This window comes from bacterium (genome assembly GCA_037200965.1).
GTDB lineage: Bacteria > Patescibacteriota > Minisyncoccia > Phycocordibacterales > Phycocordibacteraceae > C7867-001.
Genome location: JBBCGK010000001.1, coordinates 33,494 through 49,771 on the forward strand (window position 1 = coordinate 33,494; position 16,278 = coordinate 49,771).

Annotated in this window: 16 protein-coding genes and 1 tRNA gene; 11 read left to right on the forward strand and 6 right to left on the reverse strand. The window is 55.1% G+C overall.

Annotated elements, in window-relative coordinates; translation table 11 throughout:
• Positions 1-243: 243 nt before the first annotated feature.
• The 9 genes from uvrB to WDN10_00245 all read left to right on the forward strand — a co-directional run bounded on the left by uvrB (position 244) and on the right by WDN10_00245 (position 10,614).
• On the forward strand, positions 244-2,304 hold the full coding sequence (gene uvrB / locus WDN10_00205) for an excinuclease ABC subunit UvrB (protein MEJ0053141.1): 2,061 nt from the start codon (positions 244-246) through the stop codon (positions 2,302-2,304).
• Between the two features lie 16 nt (positions 2,305-2,320).
• Entirely contained in the window at positions 2,321-3,391 is a 1,071-nt protein-coding gene (locus tag WDN10_00210; GenBank protein MEJ0053142.1) for a HAMP domain-containing sensor histidine kinase, read from the forward strand.
• Between the two features lie 15 nt (positions 3,392-3,406).
• Complete coding sequence (locus tag WDN10_00215) at positions 3,407-3,784, forward strand: response regulator (protein MEJ0053143.1); 378 nt, start codon at positions 3,407-3,409, stop codon at positions 3,782-3,784.
• A 358-nt stretch (positions 3,785-4,142) separates the two neighbouring features.
• Complete coding sequence (uvrA, locus tag WDN10_00220) at positions 4,143-6,827, forward strand: excinuclease ABC subunit UvrA (protein ID MEJ0053144.1); 2,685 nt, start codon at positions 4,143-4,145, stop codon at positions 6,825-6,827.
• 295 nt (positions 6,828-7,122) lie between these two features.
• The gene (locus WDN10_00225) at positions 7,123-8,382 is read left to right on the forward strand and encodes a UvrB/UvrC motif-containing protein (protein ID MEJ0053145.1); all 1,260 of its coding nucleotides are present in this window, start codon (positions 7,123-7,125) and stop codon (positions 8,380-8,382) included.
• A gap of 44 nt (positions 8,383-8,426) precedes the next feature.
• A complete protein-coding gene (locus WDN10_00230; protein MEJ0053146.1) occupies positions 8,427-9,395 on the forward strand; it encodes a hypothetical protein in 969 nt (322 codons plus the stop codon).
• Between the two features lie 20 nt (positions 9,396-9,415).
• Positions 9,416-9,491, forward strand: a tRNA-Ala gene (locus WDN10_00235).
• Positions 9,492-9,732: 241 nt separating this feature from the next.
• Entirely contained in the window at positions 9,733-9,888 is a 156-nt protein-coding gene (locus WDN10_00240; protein ID MEJ0053147.1) for a hypothetical protein, read from the forward strand.
• Positions 9,889-9,987: 99 nt separating this feature from the next.
• Positions 9,988-10,614, forward strand: a complete 627-nt coding sequence (locus tag WDN10_00245) for a hypothetical protein (protein ID MEJ0053148.1) — start codon at positions 9,988-9,990, stop codon at positions 10,612-10,614.
• Positions 10,615-11,027: 413 nt separating this feature from the next.
• Here WDN10_00245 and WDN10_00250 read toward each other — a convergent pair whose 3' ends face one another.
• From WDN10_00250 to WDN10_00275, 6 genes are all read right to left on the reverse strand, one after another.
• A complete protein-coding gene (locus WDN10_00250) occupies positions 11,028-11,924 on the reverse strand; it encodes a tyrosine-type recombinase/integrase (protein MEJ0053149.1) in 897 nt (298 codons plus the stop codon).
• Positions 11,921-12,238 carry a hypothetical protein gene (locus WDN10_00255; GenBank protein MEJ0053150.1) on the reverse strand — a complete coding sequence of 106 codons (318 nt, stop codon included), beginning with the start codon at positions 12,236-12,238 and terminating at the stop codon, positions 11,921-11,923. The genes WDN10_00250 and WDN10_00255 overlap by 4 nt, the downstream gene beginning before the upstream one ends.
• 2 nt (positions 12,239-12,240) lie before the next feature.
• A complete protein-coding gene (locus WDN10_00260) occupies positions 12,241-12,507 on the reverse strand; it encodes a hypothetical protein (protein MEJ0053151.1) in 267 nt (88 codons plus the stop codon).
• Positions 12,504-12,695, reverse strand: a complete 192-nt coding sequence (locus WDN10_00265) for a helix-turn-helix domain-containing protein (protein MEJ0053152.1) — start codon at positions 12,693-12,695, stop codon at positions 12,504-12,506. Before WDN10_00265 ends, WDN10_00260 begins: the two co-directional genes overlap by 4 nt.
• A 405-nt stretch (positions 12,696-13,100) precedes the next feature.
• Entirely contained in the window at positions 13,101-13,364 is a 264-nt protein-coding gene (locus tag WDN10_00270; GenBank protein MEJ0053153.1) for a hypothetical protein, read from the reverse strand.
• Positions 13,365-13,684: 320 nt separating this feature from the next.
• Entirely contained in the window at positions 13,685-13,897 is a 213-nt protein-coding gene (locus WDN10_00275; GenBank protein MEJ0053154.1) for a hypothetical protein, read from the reverse strand.
• A gap of 377 nt (positions 13,898-14,274) precedes the next feature.
• On the opposite strand from WDN10_00275, the gene WDN10_00280 reads away from it, so the two are divergent.
• Both WDN10_00280 and WDN10_00285 read left to right on the forward strand, forming a co-directional pair.
• The gene (locus tag WDN10_00280) at positions 14,275-14,475 is read left to right on the forward strand and encodes a helix-turn-helix domain-containing protein (protein ID MEJ0053155.1); all 201 of its coding nucleotides are present in this window, start codon (positions 14,275-14,277) and stop codon (positions 14,473-14,475) included.
• A gap of 4 nt (positions 14,476-14,479) precedes the next feature.
• Positions 14,480-16,276 carry a site-specific DNA-methyltransferase gene (locus WDN10_00285; protein ID MEJ0053156.1) on the forward strand — a complete coding sequence of 599 codons (1,797 nt, stop codon included), beginning with the start codon at positions 14,480-14,482 and terminating at the stop codon, positions 16,274-16,276.
• Positions 16,277-16,278 lie beyond the last annotated feature (2 nt).

Here is a 16,278-nt window from a genome sequence, read left to right on the forward strand (position 1 = left end):
AGAAAGGCGTCTTCAATCTTGGTGAAGAACGCACTCGGCATCTCGAGAATTTTCGAGCCAACGCATACTTCGTATCCGGCCTGCAGATTCTCGAGTGGCTGAGCACAAATGAAACCGTACCGGCCTAGCGGCTGTATGGGAGGGTTTTTCAGCGGGCTCTGGTATAATGTCCAACTCCAATCCCCCTAAGGGAAAAGTGTATCGCGCCTACGTAATAAACGTGAAATTTGGTAAAATGGAAGAATGACGTTTAAGCTTCACTCCCCGTTTCTTCCCGCGGGCGACCAGCCAAAGGCCATCGAGGCGCTCACCAAGGGCGTCGAGGAGGGGCTGCGCCATCAGACGCTTCTCGGCGTCACCGGCTCCGGAAAGACATTTACGGTCGCGAACGTGATAAGCAGGATAGGGAAGCCGACCTTAGTGATGGCGCACAACAAGACGCTCGCTGCGCAGCTCGCCCAGGAGTACCGGGAATTCTTCCCGGAGAACGCGGTCCACTACTTCGTCTCCTACTATGACTATTACCAGCCCGAAGCCTATATCGCGCACTCGGATACCTATATCGAGAAGGAGGCGCAGATAAACGCGGAGATTGACCGGCTTCGCCATGCGGCGACCCAGGCCCTCCTTACAAGAAAGGACGTGATCATCGTCGCTTCCGTCTCCGCTATCTACGGCCTCGGCTCTCCCGAAAACTATGAGAAGGTGCATGTGAAGCTCCAGAAGGGCGCACCGGAGAACCGCTCCGCGCTCATACGGAAGCTCGTCGGCATCTATTTCGAGCGGACGAACGCCGATCTGCTTCCCGGGCAGCTCCGGGCCGTCGGAAACGCGGTCGAGTTCATGCCGGTCAACGAGCGCGCGATATACCGGATCACGTTCGACGGCGAAAACACCGGGCATATCGAGCTTCTCGATCCCGTTTCGCGCGCGAAGACCGGAGAGCCCGATTCCGTGTTCGTCTTCCCTGCCAAGCACTTCGTGACGGACGAGGCGGAGCGTAACCGGGCAGCGGAAGATATCAGGCTCGAACTTGAGGAACGCCTCGCGCAGCTTAAAAGAGAAGAAAAGCCGCTTGAAGCCGAGCGCCTCAAGCGCCGGACGCTCCACGATCTCGCGCTTATCCGCGAGATGGGATATACGAGCGGCATCGAGAACTATTCGCGGCATTTTGACGGGCGGGCTCCCGGGGAGCCGCCGCACACGCTCCTTTCATACTTCCCGCACAAGTCGGACGGCTCTCCCGACTTCCTTACGGTCGTCGATGAGTCGCATGTGACGCTTTCCCAGATCGGCGGCATGTATGCGGGCGATAAATCCCGCAAAGATACGCTTATCGAGTTCGGCTTCCGGCTTCCTTCCGCACGCGACAACCGTCCGCTCCGGTTCGAGGAGTTCGAGGAGCGTACGGGACAGATGATCTATACGTCCGCGACGCCGGGGAAATACGAGCAGGAGCATTCGGTCGCGCCTCTTGGCCAGGTGGTCGAGCAGATCATCCGCCCGACGGGCCTTGTCGATCCCGAGCTCATCGTCCGTCCGGTCGTCGAAGGCGAAGGGTACAAGGGCCAGATAGCAGATTTCATCGACGAGTCGGAAAAGGTGATCAGGGGAGGCGGGCGCGTGCTCGCGACGACCCTTACCAAGCAGATGGCGGAAGACCTCTCGGCGTTTCTTCGCGAGCGCGGCGTGAAGGCCGAATATCTCCACTCGGACATAAAGACGATCGACCGCATCACCATCCTCACCGAATTCCGCCAGGGAAAGTTCGATATCCTGGTCGGTGTGAACCTGCTTCGCGAGGGTCTCGACCTGCCGGAAGTGGAGCTGGTCGGCATCCTTGACGCAGACAAGGAAGGGTTTTTGCGCTCCGAAGTTTCCCTTATACAAACCATCGGGCGCGCGGCGCGAAACATCCTCGGCCGCGTGATTCTCTATGCGGACGTGATGACCGGCTCGCTTACGCGCGCCATAGGCGAGACGAACCGGCGGCGCGCCATCCAGCTTGCGTACAACGAAAAGCACGGCATCACGCCGCTTTCAATCAAAAAGGAAATCAGGGACATCGCGGAAAGCATGCGGAGCGAGCACCAGAAGACCGTCGATTCGCTCCTTACGCTCGATGCCCGGCTTTATAAGGAGGATCCGGAGGGATTCATCAAGGAGAAGCGCAGGCAGATGGCCGACGCGGTCGAGGCGCTTGATTTCGAGACGGCCGCGATCATCCGCGACGAGATTTACACGCTTGAGGGAGTCGAGAATCCCAACAAAGCGAAACCGAACCGCAGGAGGAGGCGCGGATAGATGCTAGTATTACCGCATGAGCCTTCGTTCGCTCCTGGCGTGCGTATTCGTCTTTCTCGTTGCCGCAGGCGCGGGCCTGCTCTGGTTTTTTAACGCCTCGGTGCTCGCGCAGCTTCCGGACCCCGTTACCCGCGACTTCGTTCTCGTCGCGGCCGCACTGTTCCTCAGTGCCTTCCTGGTCGTTATCGCGCTTGCCCTCTGGTTTATCGCCGGACGGCTCGCCCGCCCGCTTCGCCACCTTGCCCATGCGCTTGACGTGTTCGCCGAGCGCGGGGAGCGCGCGCCGCTCACGTCTTCCTCGATGAGCCCGCGGGAAGTAAGGGTGCTCGAGCATTCTTTTACCGACCTCGCGGACAAGGTCGAGGCGGCGCACGCGCGCGATGCGCAGGTCTCGCGGGTCAAGTCCGATTTCATCACGACTGCCGCGCATCAGCTCCGTACCCCGCTCACGGGCATCCGCTGGGCGCTCGAGGCGCTCCAGCAGACGAGCCTCGGCGGGGACCAAAAGCAGCTTGTCGAGAACGCAACCACCAAGAGCAAGGAGCTTGTCGCCATCGTGAAGACCCTGCTTGACATCTCGTCGATCGAGTCCGGCAAATATAACTACAAGGTCGAACGGGTTGATCTCGCGGCCCTCGTCGACGAAGTGGTGCGGGATTTCGCGCAGCTTTCCCTGGAGAAGAAGGTGCCGCTCCTGTATGAAGGGAGCGGGGAACAGGTGCCCCCGGTCGTCGCCGACCGCGAGCGCATCAAATGGGTCCTTACGAACCTCGTCGAGAATGCGATCCGCTACACTCCCGAAGGAGGAAGCGTGCGGCTCTTAACCGACGAGGTCCCGGGCCTCGTCCGCATTCTCGTGCGCGATACCGGCATCGGCATTCTTCCAAAGGACCGGGAGAATATTTTCGAGCGGTTCTTCAGGGGCGGAAACGCGCTTGCCAAGGAAAACGAGGGCAACGGTCTCGGGCTCTATATCGCGCGCACCATCGCGACCGACCACGGCGGCGACCTCGCGTTTGAGGAGAACAAGGACGGGCCCGGCACCACCTTTATCTTCTCGCTTCCGATTGCGGAGGCTTCTTCATAGGCTATACTGAACGTTATGGCAGATACCAAGCTCGTGCTCGTCGTCGAAGACGACCCGATCCTCAAGAACCTCCTGGGGCATACCTTCGCGGGCAAATACCAGACGCTCTATGCCTCCGACGGCAACGAAGCGCTTTCGCTTCTCGCAGAGTACAAGCCTTCGCTCATTCTCCTCGATCTTCTCCTTCCCACCATGGGCGGCTTCGAAGTGCTTGAGAAAATCCGCGCACGGACCGACGAGCTTAAAGGGACCCCGGTTATCGTCGTTTCGAACCTCGGGCAGGAAAAGGACAAGGAGCGGGCCAGGGAACTCGGTGCGAACGATTATCTCGTAAAGGCGGAGGTGTCGGTCGAAGAGATCATAGGGAAGGTCGAGGGAGTGCTGGGGAAGTAAATTTCAAACGCACGACAGGGTGGGGTACTTGACAACGAATCAAGTCCGTTTATAGTCTGCGCAGGCCACAGCATGTATCGCGCCCCAGGCAAAGAAAGGAGCTCTCCCATGAGTCATGACCGGATTATCGCACTCTTGGCTATATTTATCTCGGTCGTGAGTATAGCACTCACGTGCTATACCGCCGTGTACGAGTACTGCAGCGAGAATTCCTGTCCATGGAATCTGCAGCACAAGTAAATACAGCCCAGTCTGCTTTTCTGACTTCACTGCAGACGAGAGAAAGGTCCGCCTCATCAGCGGACCTTTTATGCTATACTGATCCCGTACCTGCCCCGCCTCGGGCGGGGACTCACCTATGGCCACCAACCCAAAAAAGAAGCACGCGCAATTCGAAGGAGCTGACAAGCTCGTGGTGAAAGGCGCACGCACGCATAACCTCAAGGACATCGACGTGACGATGCCGCGCGGTGCGATGACGGTTATCACGGGCCTCTCGGGCTCCGGAAAGTCCTCGCTCGCTTTCGATACAATTTTCGCCGAAGGGCAGCGCCGCTATGTGGAAAGCCTTTCCGCCTATGCCCGCCAATTCCTCAACCAGATGCAGAAGCCGGACGTGGACGAGATAACCGGCCTCTCGCCCGCCATCTCCATAGACCAGAAGAGCCGTTCCAATAACCCGCGTTCGACGGTCGCGACCGTGACCGAAATATACGACTACCTGCGCGTCCTCTATGCCCGCGCGGGGCAGCCGTACTGCATCCATCACGACGTACCTATCTCGAAGCTTTCCAAGGAGGAGATGATCAAACTTATCCTTTCCCGCGCCGAAGCGCGCTCGGGATCCGCAAAAGAGGGCAAAGGAAGCGAAGTGCTCGGGGTCGCGGTTGATAAGCGGGCGATCACGATCTATGCGCCCGTCGTCGTCGGCCGCAAGGGCGAATACTATCAGCTCCTCTACGATCTTCTCGGGAAGGGATACGAGAAGGCGGTGATCGACGGCAAGACGCATTCGCTCCGGGAAAAGGTGGTGCTCGACCGCAATAAGCGCCACGACGTCGATGCGCTCGTCGACAGCATCTTCCTTACGGAGTTCATGCGAAACGGGACGGCAGCCCGCGAGCGCCTCTCCGAGGCCCTCGAGCTCGCGCTTAAGGAGAGCGACGGGCTCGTGAAGATAAAACATGCGGACGGGACGATAGAGACGCTTTCCTCGAAGTTCATCTGTCCCGAGGACGGCGCGTCCTTCCCCGAGGTCGAGCCGCGCCTCTTCTCGTTCAACAGCCCGTATGGCGCATGTCCGAATTGTAACGGGCTGGGTACGGCCTCGCTCTTCTCCGAAGAGCTTTGTCCGGTCTGCGAAGGGAAGCGGCTTCGTCCCGAAGCGCTTCGCGTCTATCTCTCGGGCAGGAAGAATCCGAAGATAAACAACGGGCTCGGCATGAATGTCGTCGACTTCACGAACTTTTCGATACGCGAAGCCAAGGAATTCATGGACCACCTCGAGCTTTCCGAGATGCGCATGGAGATCGCGCGGCCAATTATCCGCGAGATCACGAGCCGCCTCGAATTCATGTTGAACGTGGGGCTCGACTACCTTACTTTGAACCGCTCCGCGGCAACGCTCTCGGGAGGGGAGGCCCAGCGCATCCGCCTGGCTTCCCAGCTTGGTACGGGGCTCGTGGGCGCGCTTTACGTGCTTGACGAACCCACCATCGGCCTTCACCAGCGAGATAACGACCGGCTTATTTCGACTCTGATATCGCTCAAGGAGCTCGGCAACACCATTCTTGTGGTCGAGCACGACGAAGATACGATCTTCGCTGCCGACTATATCGTCGATATCGGCCCGGGCGCCGGAGTCCATGGAGGCGACGTGGTCGTCTCCGGCTGGCTCGAGGACCTGCTTACGGCCAAGGACAACCCGAGCGGTTCCCTGACCCTCGCCTATCTTCGCGGGGAGAAGGAGGTCGCCGTGCCCGAGGAGCGCCGCACGTCGGAGAAAGGCAAGCTCCAGATACGCGGGGCGACGCTCCATAATCTCGTGAACCAGAACGTGGACATCCCGCTCGGGAAGCTCGTCTGCATCACGGGAGTGTCCGGTTCCGGAAAGTCGACCTTCCTGTACGACATCCTTCATAAGAATCTTGCAGCGCGGCAGGCAAAGCGCGAAGCGAAGCTTTCGCATATTTCCTCGATGGCCGGAACCGAATATGTCGGCCGCACGGTTTTGATCGACCAGTCGCCGATCGGCCGGACGCCAAGAAGCAATCCGGCCACCTATACCGGCGCCTTCACCCATATCCGCGACCTCTTCTCGGCGACCTCGGAAGCGAGGGCCAGGGGCTGGAAGCCCGGCCGCTTCTCTTTTAACGTCGCGGGCGGGCGCTGCGAGGCCTGCCAGGGGAACGGCATGATCGCGGTCGAGATGCACTTCCTTCCTACCGTATACGTCGTCTGCGACGTGTGCGAAGGGAAGCGCTTTATGAAAGAGACGCTTGAAGTGACATTCCGGGGAAAGAATATCTACGAAGTCCTCCAGCTCACGGTCGAAGAAGCCGAAAAGTTCTTTAACGATATCCCCGCTATCGCCGACCGACTCGCTTCGCTCAATTCGACGGGGCTCGAATATCTCACGCTCGGCCAAAGCGCGACCACGCTCTCGGGGGGAGAAGCCCAGCGCGTGAAGATCGCCTCCGAGCTCTACCGGCCGATCACGATGAAGACCATCTATCTTCTCGACGAGCCCACCGTCGGCCTCCACTATGAAGACGTTCGCAAACTGATTGAAATACTCCAGGAACTCGTCCGGAGGGGGAATACGGTGGTCGTGATCGAGCACAATCTCGATGTCATAAAATCCGCAGATTACATCATCGACTTCGGGCCGGAAGGAGGGACGGGAGGGGGGAAAGTGGTGGCGAAGGGGACGCCGGAGGAAGTCGCGGAGGCGAAGGGCTCGCATACCGGGCACTATCTTGCGAGGCTTCTGGAGAGGCATAGGAAGCAAAAGAAGAAAGACCAGGGTTCATTCCTAGTCTAATGAAAACTAACGGGCGGGGAGGAAGCGTCTGCTTCCTCCCCGTTACCTTTATTTGAAGGGGCCGTACAGAATGACGTATCCCAGGCTAAGCAGCCCGAGTATAGTGATAATAGGAGGCGCGAAGATAAGCGTAGCTCCAAATCTTGCACGCTCCTTCTTGTGGCGTAGATCCCTCTCCCTCTCAGGAGTTACTCCTGGTTTCATGGCACTATCCGGCGTTACCGCCGGCTCCCTATTTCACCCGACGCTTTCGGGCTCCGAAATTTATATACTATAGTATGATACAATAGTCAATATGCAGCGCGAAGACCTGAAAAAATACGAGCTTCCCGACGTCCCCGGCGTCTATCTCTTCACCCGCGGCAAGGGCAGGTCGAAGAAGATACTCTATGTCGGCAAGGCCTCGTCGCTACGCGACCGCGTACGCTCCTATTTCGACGACGACCTGATCGCGACCAGAGGCCCCAAGCTCGTCGATATGATTACGAGGGCCGACGGGCTCATGCACGAACCCACCCCCACGGTTCTCGAGGCGCTCGTCCGCGAGGCTGCCCTCATCCGCCACTATGATCCGCCCGCGAACACCGAAGGCAAGGACGGCAAGTCCTTCCTCTATGCCGTCATCACGGACGAGGAAACTCCCCGCGTGCTTGCGGTCCGCGGGAAGGATATCGACTTCGAAAAGCTTGTCGCGAACGGCCAGAAGCTCCGCGAGGCATACGGCCCGTTCCCATCGGGAGCACAACTTCGGGAAGCGCTCCGGCTCATCGGCCGCATCTTCCCGTTTTTCGATACCGAGCGGCCTGTTACCAGCACGGGGAAGCAGACAAGGGCGAATATCGAATTCAATACGCAGATCGGGCGCTATCCGCGCGGCATGGACCGCGCGAGCTATCTGCGCTCCATCAGGAACGTCTGCCTCTTCCTTTCGGGACGCGTGAAAACACTCAAGAAGACGCTTGAGAAGGATATGCGGCAGGCGGCGAAAGAAGAGCGGTTCGAAGATGCGGCCGTGATGCGCGGCCAGCTCTACGCGATCGATCATGTGCAGGATGTCTCGCTCATAAAGCCCGGGACCGAATGGGTGCCGGGAACGACGAAAGCGGTCGATTCGGGACCGCGCATCGAAGCGTACGATACGGCGCATATCTCGGGGACGAACGCGATCGGCGTCCTTGTCGCGGTCGAGGGGGGTCTTCCGATAAAGAAGGACTATCGCACCTTCAAGATACGCACGGCGCGAAACGACGATATCGCCTCGCTTAAGGAAGTGCTCGGAAGGAGGCTCGGGCACCCCGAGTGGCCGCTTCCGCGGGCGATCGTGGTTGACGGCGGAAAGACGCACAAGAAAGCGGCGGAGGAGCTTTTAAAGGAAGTCGGAGTCATGATTCCGGTCGTGGCAGTGGTGAAGGACGAGAAGCACCGTCCGCGGGAGGTGCTCGGGGCGCTTCGCGCGGGCATTTCGGAAGCCGATGCGGTGCTTGCGAATTCCGAAGCGCACCGCTTTTCGCTCAACCGGCACCGGAGAGCGCGTTCCGCCGCGATGCGGAGATAGCCCTCGCATCTTTTTGCGGCCCGCAGCTGCTATACTTTCCCCATATGCAAGGCACAGTCGTCGGAGTGCTCCGGGGAGGGCCATCAAGGGAGCATCACGTATCCCTTCGCACGGGGCACACGCTCCTTTCGAGCCTTCCTTCCGCCCGCTTTTCGGTACGCGATATCTATATCGATGTGAAGGGAGTGTGGCATGAACGAGGACGGGCCATTTCTCCCGCGGACGCGCTTCGTACGCTCGATGTTGCGCTCATAGGGCTCCACGGCGAATACGGAGAGGACGGGGAAGTGCAGCGGCTTCTCGAGCGCGCGGGCGTCCCGTATACGGGCTCCGACGCGCTTTCTTCATTCACGGCCATGCACAAGGCGCTTTCCAAGGAGCGCGCGAAAGACATGGGGCTGCGCACTCCCGACTATCGCTATATCGAGCGGATGGAAGATATCGAGCCTATGGCGAAGGATGCCGTGCGCACGTTCATGCAGCCGGTCGTCATAAAGCCGGTGCGGTGGGGTTCGTCGATCGGCGTTTCCCTCGCGAGCGGGTATCAGGAGATTCATACGGCCGCGTCCGAGCTCTTCGGTCTCGGGGCCGACGGCGTGCTTATCGAGGAATACATCCGCGGAACCGAAGCGACCGCGGGCGTTCTCGAAGGGCTTCGGGGCGAGCCGCTCTATGCGCTTCCTCCGGTCGAGGTCGTTCTCCCGCGCCCCGAAAGGCTCTTTTCGTTCAATACGAAATACTCCGGGGCGGCGCAGGAAACGGTTCCGGCGCGCTTCTCCAAAGCGGTTAGGGACGCGCTCGGGGACGCGGCCCGCACGGCGCACCGGGCGCTCGGGCTCCGGCATTATTCCCGCTCCGATTTCATCGTTACGCCCCGCAACATCTACTACCTCGAGACCAATTCGCTTCCCGCGATAGCGGAGGAATCGCTCTTCGCGAAGTCGCTCAAGGCGGTCGGGGTTTCGCTTTCGGAGTTCGCGTCGCACCTGGTCGGGCTTGCTCTGAAGCGTTAGAAACGGTACAGTCTTTCGACGGGCCGTTAGCTCAGTTGGTAGAGCACCTCATTTGCAATGAGGGGGTCGCAGGTTCGAATCCTGTACGGTCCACCAAATCTGATTTTTCAGCAACAACCTGCTGATTTATCTCGTAAATCCAACCTAATTTCGCGGTTCCAAAACCTGTATTTTTATCGTATCTAATTCCTTCGGGAAGGACGAGTTTTTGGAACCGCTTTTGGGCGTCTACCCCGATGCTGCTCCATGTGCGGGGCAGGTCTGAAATAAACGTGGTAGCGTAGGCTATTGCTGCTTCTATGTCGAGCTTATCGAGGTTGTTTTCTCGAATGGTGATTTGCTTTGCGGCAATCTCATTGTCGGTCTTCTCGATAATCTCCTTGCCGAAGTCCTCGCTGACCGTGCCTTTGCGAATCATCTCTGCGTACTCGAACTTCTTTTGGCGCAGCTCCTCAAGTTCGGTTTGCTGCTGCTTGATAATATCGTCGAGTAATGAGGCATTGCTGCGCCATACTTCTACGACAATCTCGCTGAACAGCGCGAGGAACCCTTGCTTTGGAGTGATAGTGCCAAGCCATGCAAGAAAGTCTGTGTGCATCTTTTCTTGCGAAATGTTCTTGGCATACATGGGGCACTGCTTATTGTGGCAATGGTAGTAAGAATAAACGCCGCCGTTGCCGCGCGGATGACTGCCACTCAACCCGATACTGCAAGCGGCGCAGCGTACGTCCCTTGTGAGCGGGAAATCGGGGTGATTCTTGAGCTTCTTGATGACCTTCGGAACCTTTCCTTTGCGGATAAGCTGTACCTGGATAAACTCCTCGGGCGTAATCATCGCCTGGTGCTTACCCTCGACTTCTTTGCCCGTGAACGGATTGAGGATGATGCCCGCATAGAACTTATTGGAAAGAATCTCGTCAATCTTCTGCGGATAGATTTTGCGGCCTCGCAGCGTCGTGAGACCCCATTGGTTTGCGAGCTTTGCCAGCTCGACGTTGCCACTCACTTTCTTCTCAAGACAGGCACGGAAAAGCGCCTGAATTATCGGGAAGCGCTTTGGGTCTGGGTCATCGGCTTCCGTCTTTTTCATGCCGCGCCTCTTGAATTGCTTGCAGGTATAGCCAAGCGGCGACTTCCAGGGATAGATACCCTGATTTATCTTCTCGCTCATACCATCAGAGCACTGCTGCTTCCTGATAGCGTTCTCATAGTCCGCTGATGCGGCCGCAACCGTCTCGACTAGTTTCTCAATCGGCTTATTGCCGATAGGTTCGGTAACGGAAAGAAGTGTCGTCCCATAACCGGACAACTTCTTTCTTATAAAGAAATGGTCTTCTGTGCTGCGAGAAAATCTGTTGACACGAAGCACTAGGAACGCATGAATCTGGCCGTTGTGCTTGCGGCAGAACTCGATGGCTCTCAAGAACTCTTTTCGATTATTGAGCGATAGGTCTTTTGCTGATTGCCCTTCCTCTCGGAATACTTCGACGACTTCATAGCTGTTGCGCTCGCAATACCTCCTGCACTCTGCCTCCTGAAACTCCAAGCTCGTACCGTCAACCTGCTCGTCGGATGAGACGCGCACGTAGATGATTGCTTTTCTTGTTGTGGAAGTTTTCATGCTCATGTGTTTTATGTTAGGCGGTTCACTGCATCGCGGAGACCAGCATCGCTGACGTGCAGATAGCGGCTCGTGGTCTCCAGCTTTGAGTGGCCGAGAAGATTCTTGATAGCAAAGAGGTCAACACCGTTGGTCAAAAGCGAAACACTGAACGTATGACGCAGCGAGTGAACACCTACGTGCTCCTTCTTGATACCTGCTTTCTTGATGTAGTGCTTGATAAGGTGGTATACGCTGCCGGTGCTCAATCCATTGCCAAGCCGACTGATAAAGAGATATGGCACATCGGTCTCCGGCCGCTTTTCGAGATGCTTGCGCAATACCTCGACTACCACGCAGTTGAGCGGGATAGTGCGTTCTTTATCTCCCTTACCGCGCACCTTGATGGTGGGCTGCGCCGAATCAAGACTGACGCTGGTGAGCTTGAGCCCTACCAACTCGGAGAGACGGACACCCGTATTGAGGAATGTGATGACAATGGCGAGGTCGCGTGCAAGGTAAAACGGTGTTGCGGTGCGCTTTACGGCAGCAATCAGCGCTTCGTATTCTTCTTTGGTCAAATAGCTCGGCTCCTTGTGCGGTAGCTTCGGAGTCTCAACTTCGGCGGCAGGATTTATCGTAAGAGCATCAAACTGCACCAGGTATTTGAAAAAGGATTTTATTGAGGAGAGCTTGCGGGCGCGGGTTACGGCGCTGTTCGGCTTCTTGATGCCGTTATGCGTGAGTTCCGAGAGGAAGGCGCGGACATCATCACGCGATACTTTCTTGATATTGCTTTTGCCGCGCGACTCCAAAAACTCGGTGAACTTTTCCAAGTCAAGTCGATATGCAGCCATCGTACGCACCGATGCGTTTTTGTCGCTGTGAAGGTAATTGATGAATTGTGAGATATAATTCTGCATAATCATTTTTGAGGCGGAAACTGCTCGACAAGAGCTGCGGGCAAGCGTTCGACCAACTCCTTCCGTACCAAAAGCGCATCTTCATCACCGCGCGAATCAACGCCAAGCGTAATGCTCGTGCCGAAGCAGTGCACGCCACGCTGATTTATGCAGACGAATCCTGCGGCGAGCGCTAATGCTGGCGACTCGACCACGCTGCTGTGCAATATTTCACTGTCGAACACGAGAGCTTTCCCTGCGGTAGTGACGACGTACTTCATGGGGATGCGTCCAGCGATGAAGTCCTCCCATTCTTTTGTTTTTGATGTGTCGTATTCCATAGTCATTTCTTGGGTAGCTTGCTATCGAGGTACAAGCCGGTGAGTCCTACGAGAGCAATGATGAGCGCCGCAAGCCATTCTTGGTCGAATCCCGATAGAAGCTCATCGAGATGCAGCCAGAGGAAGACAATCGCTCCGATGATGAACAGTGCTTTGCCCGTGTTCCAAACTTCTCGCCAGGTTATCTTCGACCTTGTAGGGATACCGGCATCGGCCGTATTTTCCGCTAGCTTTTGCGTCCGTTTTCCAATGTGATTTTCGTTGCTCATAAAATATTTTTGCTATTGCTGATAAATGCTTCGTACTCCTCACGTCGAATGAGCCATTTATTTCCAATGCGAAAGAAGCCTGGGATTTTTCCGGCTTCAATCCATCGAAGTACCGTTGCGCGCGATACGTTCAAATCGGCAGCGACTTCAGATACATTTATCGTTTTACTTTGGATTTCTTCGCTCATAACATTTAGTAGATATTTACTTCGATACGATGATTCGTTTGTACGTGTTTGTTATCCACTTGACCTGCAACACGCACTTGGTATGATTTACTTGTAGTCGGATGCTGCTATTTGCATCATTTGAACGGCTGCTAATATCTATTTAGTGCCATTGCCCCGTGAGGGGTCTTTTTCGTTCTAGGCTTTCCATGTTGCTGCTCTGTTTCTTTCCACGGGTATGGCACCTCACTTCCTCTCAATGACCTCTGCAAGTGGTGCATGGGTATGCAAGTGTCATAAAGAATGAACTCGCAGGGGTGTCATCTACTCCATGCCCGCCGGATTCTGTGAAAACAAAAATCCGGTGGTGGTAGTTGTCGGTTTGTCCCTCGCACTGTGGGCGGGGACACCCTCACCATGTGGAAGTTATTTTGTCGAAACTTCCTTCTTGGGATTCAGGTAGCCCTCGACAATTTCATCAAGCAGCTCTGACATTGCCATTTCTTCTTCTGCTGCTCGCAGCTTCAACTTTTGTGCGTTTGATACTGACATACGAACTTGCCGTGTAATGCGCTTTTTACGTGCTTGCCAGCCACGCTTCATCGCATTACTCATCTGCTGCTGATAGTGCTGGTGCATTGCATCCTCTATTTGCTTCGTGAAATCTATTTTTTGTACCTTTGTCGACATAGATTAGTTATTACGACTCTTATATCCTTCATCTCCCCGAAGATGCCGGAATCTGAAACCTAGTAATGAACTCATAGCATCCGTCCAAACCTTCAATCAGTCGGGCTTTCACCTTCAGCATCGCCTCATCACGGCGACACTTTCCCGAACGTTTGTCTGACAAGGCTAGACGGCCAGTTATCGTTTGATGTGCAGGTGAAGTCCCCCGTCGCAGAGTCGTCAGGCGGAGCGGGGACTGGTATCTGCACACCAATCCGATTATTCGGCCGGTTTTTTATCGAGGACTCGCCGACGACCTCGTGCTTTGAGCTTGTAGAGAGCTACGCCTGCATTTCGGCTGGCGCGGGCAGCGTACTCACAAAGGGTGATGGCATTGCCTTGTCCTTTGCAGATACGAGACCTTTCTTTTGCCAACTATCAAATGCGAGATTTGCAGCGATGTAGAGTTCATCACGGACAGCCTCAACAGCCTCATCGGAGAGGAGGTTTGCTTCGTTGCCTAGAACTTTTTTGCATTGCGCGATGCTCAACATAAGGGTTGGCGTCGGCGCGTTGTGAGCAGTTTCTAATTTGTGGAGCTGTTCAAAAGAAAAGACCCGCAGAAGAATCAGAAAACCACTGTGTAAACAGTGTCTTACTAGTTCCTATGCGGGGCGGAGTTGGTGCCTGGCTATCGAGAAGTCTCGATGTGCTCTGCGGCTAAAAAATTTGCCCTTGCCGTATTAGTTGACGTTGATATGCAACGTGCTGACTGGGTACAGTTTAGTGCTGTAGACAATGAGACGCAAGCGTTTTTCAACAATGCTTGTGGAGAGCGACCATGTCAATATGACAGTTTAGTCAATTTTGTCATAGTTTGATATACTATGACCATCGGCGTGAGGGATTATTATTAGACCGCCGCTTCAATATGGCTTCAAAGGACAAAAACTACCTGACGATTCAAGAAGTCGCCAAAAAATTGGAGGAGCGGCACTTCGACATCACCGAGCGAACGGTGTATCGCTATGTCCAAAAAGGAAAGATACGGGCAATCAAAATCGGCGGCTGGCGTATCGAGAAAAAAGATTTTGAAAAGTTCCTCGAAGAAAGCTCAAACACCAAGAAATAATTTTATGAAGAACCAGCCAACAAAAGTAAATCTCGCCTCCGCAAATCTCTCCGAGGAGAAGCTGTTTGAGTTGCGGCGTATCCTTCCCGAAGCGTTCAGCGAAAACAAAATTGACTGGGAGAAGCTCCGCACGGTTCTTGGCGACGCGGTGGATGCTCATATCGAGAAGTTCGGCTTTACCTGGGCGGGCAAGGGCAACGCCATCAAGAATGTTTTGATACCGAGCAAGGCCACGCTCAACCCCGCTCCCGACGAGAGTGTGATGTTCGACGAGAGCCAGAATCTTTTTATCGAGGGCGACAACCTCGAAGTCTTGAAGCTTTTGCAAAAGGCGTACTTTGAGAAGGTGAAGATGATTTATATAGACCCGCCGTACAACACCGGCGGCGACTTCGTGTACAAGGACAACTTTACCGCACCGCTTGATAACTACCTCCATCAGACCGGCCAGAAGAACGGCAACGGCGAGCATCTCACGACAAACAAGGAAACCAACGGCCGCTTCCACAGCGATTGGCTCTCAATGATGTATCCGCGTCTCAAGCTCGCGTGGAATCTTTTGCGCGACGACGGCGTTATCTTCATCAGCATTGATGATAACGAGGTGCATCATCTCCGCATATTGCTAAATGAAGTGTTTGGCGAAGAAAACTTTATTGGTGAGTTTATCGTCGTACGTGCAGAAGGGGGTGGTTTAGCACATCAGTATGTGAAAGGACATGATTATCTGCTTGCATACGCAAAGTCTATTACAGACTTTGAACCACTCCGTCGCCCGAAAGATATTAGAGGCAAAATTATTGAGAAAGACGGCAAGGAATACTGGATAGAAGAAGACTGGCTCCGCCGAGAGTTCGGTAAGTACGGCACTCTCCTATACGAAGACATTGAGGAAGTGAAGGGGGCTAACAAGAAAGCGGAAATTGACGCTGGTTTGCAGAGCGGAGAGTATCAACTGATAAAGAAAAATGGCGGCCATATTGTTGGTCGACTTCGCCTAATTGAAGAAGATGGCTCCAAGTTCTACAGCATCCTCAAACATCTTTCTGCGAGGGGAAACGATGATTTGCAGGAATTGGAAATGGGCAAACTCTTTGACTTTCCAAAGCCGGTATCTTTGCTGCGCGAACTCATTTTGGGAGCCACGTTCTTTAGTAAGAATGACGGCGATATTATTCTCGACTTTTTCGCTGGCTCTGGTACCACGGCTCATGCTGTAATGGCACAAAATGCGGAAGATGGAGGCAATCGAAAGTGGATTGCTGTTCAACTACCGGAGAAGACCGAGAGCGATAGCGAAGCGTTCAAAGCCGGATACAAAACTATTGCCGACCTTACTAAAGAACGTATACGCCGCGCCGCAAAGAAGCTAGAAAATACTGATGGCTTCAAAATCTTCAAGCTCGCAGCATCAAACTACCCCGAGAACGCTTTTGAGTTCGACCCAGATAAAACAGAAGACGAGAACAAAGCCGCCTTCGAGGACTACTTGAAGCACGCAAAGCGCGCCAAGCTTATTGACGACCTAGACGAGACGAGCGTCATCTACGAAAACATCGTCAAGGAAGGATTCTCGCTCAACTCCAAGATTCAGGAAGGCGTGCCAGGAAACAACAAGGTCTACACCATCACCGACGGCGACCGGCAGTTTTCTATCTGCCTCGACCGTTCGATTGATGACACGACCGTAAAGAACATCACGGAGTGGGCTAAAGGAGCGACCTTTATCTGCTTCGATAATGCGCTCTCTGACAGCCAGAAAGCAAACCTCGGCCTCCACGTGGAGCTGAAAACGATATAACT